Source organism: Cyanobacteria bacterium GSL.Bin1, assembly GCA_009909085.1.
Taxonomy (GTDB): Bacteria; Cyanobacteriota; Cyanobacteriia; order Cyanobacteriales; family Rubidibacteraceae; genus Halothece.
This window is the reverse complement of record JAAANX010000130.1, coordinates 1-6,355: the sequence shown is the minus strand read 5'-3', so window position 1 is coordinate 6,355 and position 6,355 is coordinate 1. Positions and strand designations below refer to the sequence as shown.

Below are 6,355 nucleotides of genomic sequence, written 5' to 3'. Positions count from 1 at the left end.
ACCTGATGTTGGGTTTGTAATAAATCTTGAGCCAGATTTTTAATGGTTAATTCTACACCGCCGCCTTCTCCGGTTCCTAACGCGCCAACAGGAGTCGAGAGAAACAGTAAGGAAAGGGGTTGAGACGGTTGTGTCATGGCATTTTTTTGGGAAAATAATTGTGTCTAGCTGACTTTCAGGTTATTTTGAACTTGAATAATCGTTAGAAAATCTATTTTATTGGTAACTGATACAAGATGAAACCCCTAAATTTATTGCAGTGGACCACCCGCATTGGCGCGATCGCTGCCTTCCCAGCTGGTCTCTTTTTTATGGTAATGCCCTCTCGTCCCCTCCAAGCTGCGGTTGGCGACGAGTTTAAAATTTGCGCGGAGGAGTTGCAAGAGGCAGGGTTATCTCCCGATGAAGCCTCTGCGGCTTGCGCCGATGCCCTGCGTCCGAAAGATTTATCTTTATGCGTGTTGAGTCTGAACCAAGAGGTGGGTGTTTCAGCAGAGGAAGGCTTATATAATTGCTATCGCGATCGCCGCCCTCTCGAATTAGCCACCTGTGTTGTGGAGATTAATGATTTTTTAGAAGCCGACGATACAGGCATGATTGTTGAAAACTGTCGTCGCAGCCTTCTTCCCCTCCGTTACTCCGAATGTGTTGTTGGTTTAACCAATGCTGTTGAGGAAGTGATTGAACCGGTTGCAGCGATGGAAGAGTGTATTAGCGCCGATGCTTTTCCCAGCGCCCTAACGCCAGTTGAACAGTAATTTTTTTTGAGTTAGTTTCAGTTCAAGGAAAGTCGAGGAAAGGGAGTCAATCTTTGATTACCGACTCCCGATTTCCCATTGCCTAATGACTAATGACTAATGACTAATCTAATTGCCCATCGCGGTTACAGTGCAATGGCACCAGAGAATACCTTAGCCAGCTTTCAAGCGGCTTTAAAACAACCCATTGTGGGCGTTGAATTTGATGTTCATCTATCTGCTGATGGCATACCAGTGGTCATTCATGATGCAAGCGTTGACCGCACCACTAATGGTCAGGGAAAAGTAGCAGAAAAAACTCTAGCCCAATTGCAAGCACTGGATGCGGGAAGTTGGTTCGATTCTCGTTTTGCCAAGGAACCGATCCCGACATTAGAAGAAGTTTTAGCCCTCTTTTCTGAAACACCAGTGCAGTTGTATATCGAGTTGAAGTCCCCGCAAAATTGGTCGTCTCCAAGGGTTAGGGCGTTGATGAAGCAGTTGGATCAGTGGCGCGATTCTCCTTCGGAGACGCTTCGCGAACGCTGCATCATTGCTTCATTCGATCATCAGTTTATAGCAACCGTTCGCGAACAGTTTCCTCAATTCAGAACCGGTTATGGAATCGCTGATCCCAAGCAATATTCTCAAGGCTATCTTGCCACACTCAATCTGACTAATGCTGTGCTTCTGCCCCACTTTTCCTTGATTTTAAAGTCCCCTGTACTCACAGAAACCTTACTCAGCCAAAATCAGGAAATCGTGACCTGGACAGTGGATGAACGACCCATTGCTGACAAACTTGCTGACTTAAATCTCAGCAAAATGATTAGCAATAATCTCCTGCAAACAGAAGTTAAACCTCATTCACAAACTCTAACAAGCGATTAATCCCCCAAAACTGGTCTTCAATGTCATTTTTTTGACCAATATGGGAAACGTGACCCCCATGCGCGGTTAATAAAAGATGACCATCAGCATTCTTCTCCACTTTTGCCTGCATTTCGGGAATGATATTCGGCTCAAAAATTGGATCATCGGCTGCATAAACAATCAGATAAGGTAAAGTGAGCTGATCCAGTAAATACAGTCCTGCTGTGTAATGATAATAGTCCGTATCGCTGGCAAACCCATAGTAGTCAATCACCATTTCCCGATCAAAATCCCGAATGGAATGAATCCGATCCACCACACTCGGATCAACCACATTGGGAAAAGACATTGCTTGCTGACACGCTGCTGCCTTTAACTCCTTAGTAAACTTTTTTTCCACAATCCGTCCAAATGGGTAACTAACTAGGAAATCAAGGGTCCAGTTCGACTCTAAATTCGGTGCCAAAGTGGCAGCACCTTGAATCAAAGGACTATTATGTGCTTGGGCTGCTTTCAGTCCCCATAAAGCAAGCTGTCCTCCCAAAGAAAATCCCACTAAAACCACTTTTTCGGGACAGCCTAACGCCACTAGTTGTTCCGCTAAGCGAACTTGATCATCTCCTTCGCGCCAACCATCAGACATCGGAACTGGAGATAATTCAGCCGTTTTACCATGACCGCGCCAATCATAGACTAAAACTGCCCATCCCTGAGTGTAAGCCTTGTACGCCGTTAAATAAGTGTACCAAGATTGTTCTGTATTACCGGTAATCCCATAGTTAATAATCATTGTGCCGTGAGCATCGGGCGGACAAGCCCATTTCCCCCACAGAGGGACATCCTCTGCCCCAGCAAACACCTTTTCTTGCCACGGTAGTGGGGGATAATCTTTTAACCACCTCGCCTGCTTTTTCCAGATTTCCCAAGTTTTGCCATACCGGTAAGTCGTGGCAACAGTCTGCACAATTCCGTTGCGGAAGTACCAAGGGGGTGCATAAGGTGTAAAGGAATTTTTCATCACTGGTAATAAAGACCTATTATCCGTTATAATTCTTAAAACTTGTTGAAGATCGTTAGAATAAGACTTAGCAATTCTTCAAGAAATCTTTATAAAGAAAAAAGGATTGAAGCAAAGCTCGTATAATCAGTAAGTAAATCTTAATTTTTCGTTTACACATCTTGTCAAACCCTAAATAAAAGTATAGCTAGCGCTATCATAATGATGCCTCGAATCCTTGTTATTGATGATGATCCTGCGATTTCAGAACTGGTTACGATTAATCTGGAAATGGCAGGCTACACAGTAGAACCCGCAAATGATGGTATTAAAGGTCAAGCCCTGGCAGTGCAACTGCAGCCGGATTTGATTATGCTTGACCTGATGCTGCCTCGCGTCGATGGTTTAACGGTATGCCAACGGTTACGGCGTGATGACCGCACGGCTGACATTCCCATCTTGATGTTGACGGCTTTGGGTCAAACTCAAGACAAAGTAGAAGGTTTTAATGCTGGTGCTGATGACTATCTCACTAAACCCTTTGAAGTTGAAGAAATGTTAGCGCGCGTGCGCGCCCTGCTGCGTCGCACTGACCGAATTCCCAGAGCCGCTAAACATAGCGAAATTCTGAATTATGGTCCCTTAACGCTTGTTCCCGAACGATTTGAAGCCATTTGGTTTAGTCAAACCGTGAAGTTGACGCATCTGGAATTTGAACTCCTGCACTGTTTGTTGCAACGTCACGGACAGACGGTTTCTCCCAGTGAAATCCTGAAAGAAGTGTGGGGATATGACCCTGATGATGATATTGAAACCATTCGGGTGCATATTCGCCATCTGCGCACTAAGCTGGAACCCGAACCCCGTCATCCGATGTATATTAAAACGGTTTATGGGGCAGGGTATTGCTTAGAACTCCCCAGCGAAGTGGAATCTACCACTGAAACTGAAAATTCTGCAGCCTTAGAAGAACATAAGTAATCCAACCATGGAAGTAAAACGTTTACCGGCGCTATCGGACAACTATATTTTTGTCCTTTATGATCCAGAGCAAAACATTGCAGCCACGGTTGATCCCGCAGAAGCAAAACCGGTTTTGCAATGCCTAAAAGAACTCAATGCCGACTTAGTGGCTATTTTTAATACCCATCACCACTTTGATCATGTCGGTGGCAATCGGGAACTGAAAAAGCGCTATCCGCAAGCCGTGGTTTATGGCAGTGCCAAAGATGAAGGACGGATTCCCCATCAAGAAGTTTTTTTGCAGGAAGGAGATACGGTAACGTTTGGCGGACGTTCGGGAAAGGTATTCTTTGTTCCCGGACACACCAGCGGTCATATTGCTTACTATTTTCCGCCTAGTGACGGGGAAGCAGTTGGCGAACTCTTTGCTGGTGATACCATGTTTGTCGGCGGTTGTGGGCGTTTATTTGAAGGAACGCCAAGCCAGATGGTGGACTCTTTGGGAAAATTGAAAACTTTGCCCGATCAAACTCGTCTCTGGTGTGCCCACGAATATACCCTGAAAAATTACCAGTTTGCCATTAGTGTGGAACCGAATAACCCGGTGGTGCAAAGTCGCTATCAGGAAGTGCAAAAGGCGCGTCGGGAAGGAAAAGCCACTGTTCCCTCACTCTTGGCACAAGAAAAAGAAACCAATCCCTTTCTGCGGTGGGACGATCAAAACTTACAAACGATCGCGCAAAGTCAGGATCCGGTAAAGACCTTTGGTCGCTTGCGTGGCATGAAAGACCGCTTTTAATTAAGGAGTAATCGCAAATGAAAGCACTAGTCGCAGGGGCAACGGGAGAAACGGGACGTCGGATTGTCAGTGAGTTGATTAAGGCCAATATTCCGGTGCGGGCTTTGGTGAGAAACTTAGAAGAGGCCAAACAAATCTTACCGCCAGAAGCAGAACTGGTACTGGGGGATGTTTTAAAGCCCGATAGTTTACAGAGTGCCATTACTGATTGTACCGTCGTCCTCTCCGCAACGGGAGCGCGTCCCAGTCTTGATCCCACTGGTCCTTATCAAGTGGACTATCAGGGAACCAAAAACCTCATTGAGCTGGCAAAAGAGAGCAACATTGAGCACTTTGTGATGGTGTCTTCCCTTTGTGTGTCTCGCTTTTTCCATCCTTTAAACTTGTTTTGGTTGGTTCTGTATTGGAAAAAACAAGCCGAAGCTGAGTTACAAAAAAGTGGCTTAACCTATACGATTGTGCGTCCGGGTGGACTTAAAAATGAAGACACGCCGGATGCTGTGGTGATGTCGAAAGCGGATACCTTATTTGAAGGGAGTATTCCCCGCCAGAAAGTCGCGCAAGTGTGTGTTGCCGCGTTGAGTCAAGAGGAAGCCAAAAATAAAATTGTGGAAATTGTGGCTGAACCTGAAGCATCCTCCCGTAATTGGGAGGAATTGTTCGCCCAAGTTTAACTAGAACTGTTACTAATAAAGCGACTAAAGCTCAACTCGTTGATTTGATTCCACTGCGTGACTTGTTCTCGAAATTGCTTCCACTGATCGTAGATTTCCTTAAAGGCAGGTTCTTCACTGGCATTCTCTTCATAGAGTTCAAAGGCAGCTTTCTGTGCGGCTTGCATAATTTCTGTGGAATAGACTTTTAACTCGGTTCCGCCCTCAATCAGTCTTTGTAGGGCGGCACCATTCAGGGCATCATACTTGGCGAGCATATTGAGATTGGCTTCCATTGCTGCGGTTTTGAAAATTTCTTGGTACTCATTCGGTAACTGATCCCAAGCGGAACGATTCACTTGCACTTCCAATGTGGTACCCGGTTCCCACCAGCCAGGATAATAATAAAAGGGGGCAGCTTGTTGCAGTCCTAGCTTCTCATCATCATAGGGACCCACGAACTCTGCCGCATCAATCACCCCTCGTTCGAGGGCTAAATAAACTTCACCCCCACCTAGCACTTGCACGTTTACCCCCAACTGTGACATCACTTTTCCGCCCAAGCCGGGAATTCGCATTTTTAAGCCGTTGAGGTCACTGACCGATTGAATGTCTTGATTAAACCAGCCGCCCATTTGTACTCCTGTATTGCCAGCTGGGAAGTTAATGACATTAAAATCGGCATAGAGTTTGTGCATCGCTTCTAAACCTCCGCCATGATACAGCCAAGCATTCTGTTGCTGGGCATTTAAGCCAAAGGGAACCGCTGTGCCGAAGGCAAGGGCAGGATTTTTCCCAATGTAATAGTAACTGGCCGTATGACCACATTCGACCGTTCCCGCTTGCACCGTATCTAAAACTTGTAGCGCTGGCACAATTTCTCCGGCTGCGTAGGGTTCAATAGTAAAGCGCCCATTGGTCATAGCAGAGACTCGTTCGGCAATTGTAACGGCACCGCCATAAATGGTATCAAGAGAGTTGGGCCAACTGGTCGCCATCCGCCAACTGACATTGGGGAGACTGCTGGCGTCGGTATTTGAAGAAGTATTTGTAGCCTGGTTACAAGCAGCAAGGGCGGTCGTACTGCCAGCCGCGATCGCGCTATTTCTAATAAATTGTCGGCGTTTCATTCGATTATTTCCCTTAAATTTCGTAGCGATTAGATTACCTGATTTTGAAGCAAGATTTGAGCCTTCGTTTATTTTTTTTAACGTAAGGATTCAGGTGTGGCAAAACTGGGGAATGAGAGAAGGACAAGGCTCACCGGTGAGAGGACTTTGCAAAGCCTGTTGGAAAAAAGTAATCACCGAACGTCCCTGAAGGCGACAAGACT

8 protein-coding genes are annotated in these 6,355 nt (G+C 46.0%); 5 read left to right on the top strand and 3 right to left on the bottom strand.

What is annotated here, in order from left to right:
• Window positions 1-137 (bottom strand): UDP-glucose--tetrahydrobiopterin glucosyltransferase (locus GVY04_16600; GenBank protein ID NBD17688.1); only part of this gene is annotated, 137 nt, incomplete at its 3' end.
• 99 nt (window positions 138-236) lie between these two features.
• Between GVY04_16600 and GVY04_16595 the strand changes: the two genes are divergently transcribed.
• Together GVY04_16595 and GVY04_16590 are read left to right on the top strand one after the other, a co-directional pair.
• The gene (locus GVY04_16595; GenBank protein ID NBD17687.1) at window positions 237-758 is read left to right on the top strand and encodes a hypothetical protein; all 522 of its coding nucleotides are present in this window, start codon (window positions 237-239) and stop codon (window positions 756-758) included.
• A gap of 99 nt (window positions 759-857) precedes the next feature.
• Window positions 858-1,628: a glycerophosphodiester phosphodiesterase gene (locus GVY04_16590; protein NBD17686.1), complete on the top strand. Its 771-nt coding sequence runs from the start codon at window positions 858-860 to the stop codon at window positions 1,626-1,628.
• Here the strand turns inward: GVY04_16590 and GVY04_16585 are convergent.
• Window positions 1,594-2,628, bottom strand: a complete 1,035-nt coding sequence (locus tag GVY04_16585; GenBank protein ID NBD17685.1) for an alpha/beta fold hydrolase — start codon at window positions 2,626-2,628, stop codon at window positions 1,594-1,596. The two genes, GVY04_16590 and GVY04_16585, sit on opposite strands and share 35 nt — an antisense overlap.
• A 204-nt stretch (window positions 2,629-2,832) precedes the next feature.
• Here GVY04_16585 and GVY04_16580 point away from each other — a divergent pair, with 204 nt between their 5' ends.
• From GVY04_16580 to GVY04_16570, 3 genes are read left to right on the top strand one after another with little or no spacing between them, the layout of a single operon-like run.
• The gene (locus GVY04_16580; GenBank protein NBD17684.1) at window positions 2,833-3,588 is read left to right on the top strand and encodes a response regulator; all 756 of its coding nucleotides are present in this window, start codon (window positions 2,833-2,835) and stop codon (window positions 3,586-3,588) included.
• 7 nt (window positions 3,589-3,595) lie between these two features.
• Entirely contained in the window at window positions 3,596-4,369 is a 774-nt protein-coding gene (gene gloB / locus GVY04_16575; GenBank protein ID NBD17683.1) for a hydroxyacylglutathione hydrolase, read from the top strand.
• Window positions 4,370-4,386: 17 nt separating this feature from the next.
• Entirely contained in the window at window positions 4,387-5,043 is a 657-nt protein-coding gene (locus GVY04_16570) for an NAD(P)H-binding protein (protein NBD17682.1), read from the top strand.
• Here GVY04_16570 and GVY04_16565 read toward each other — a convergent pair.
• A complete protein-coding gene (locus tag GVY04_16565) occupies window positions 5,040-6,152 on the bottom strand; it encodes an ABC transporter substrate-binding protein (GenBank protein ID NBD17681.1) in 1,113 nt (370 codons plus the stop codon). The two genes, GVY04_16570 and GVY04_16565, sit on opposite strands and share 4 nt — an antisense overlap.
• Between the last annotated feature and the right edge of the window lie 203 nt (window positions 6,153-6,355).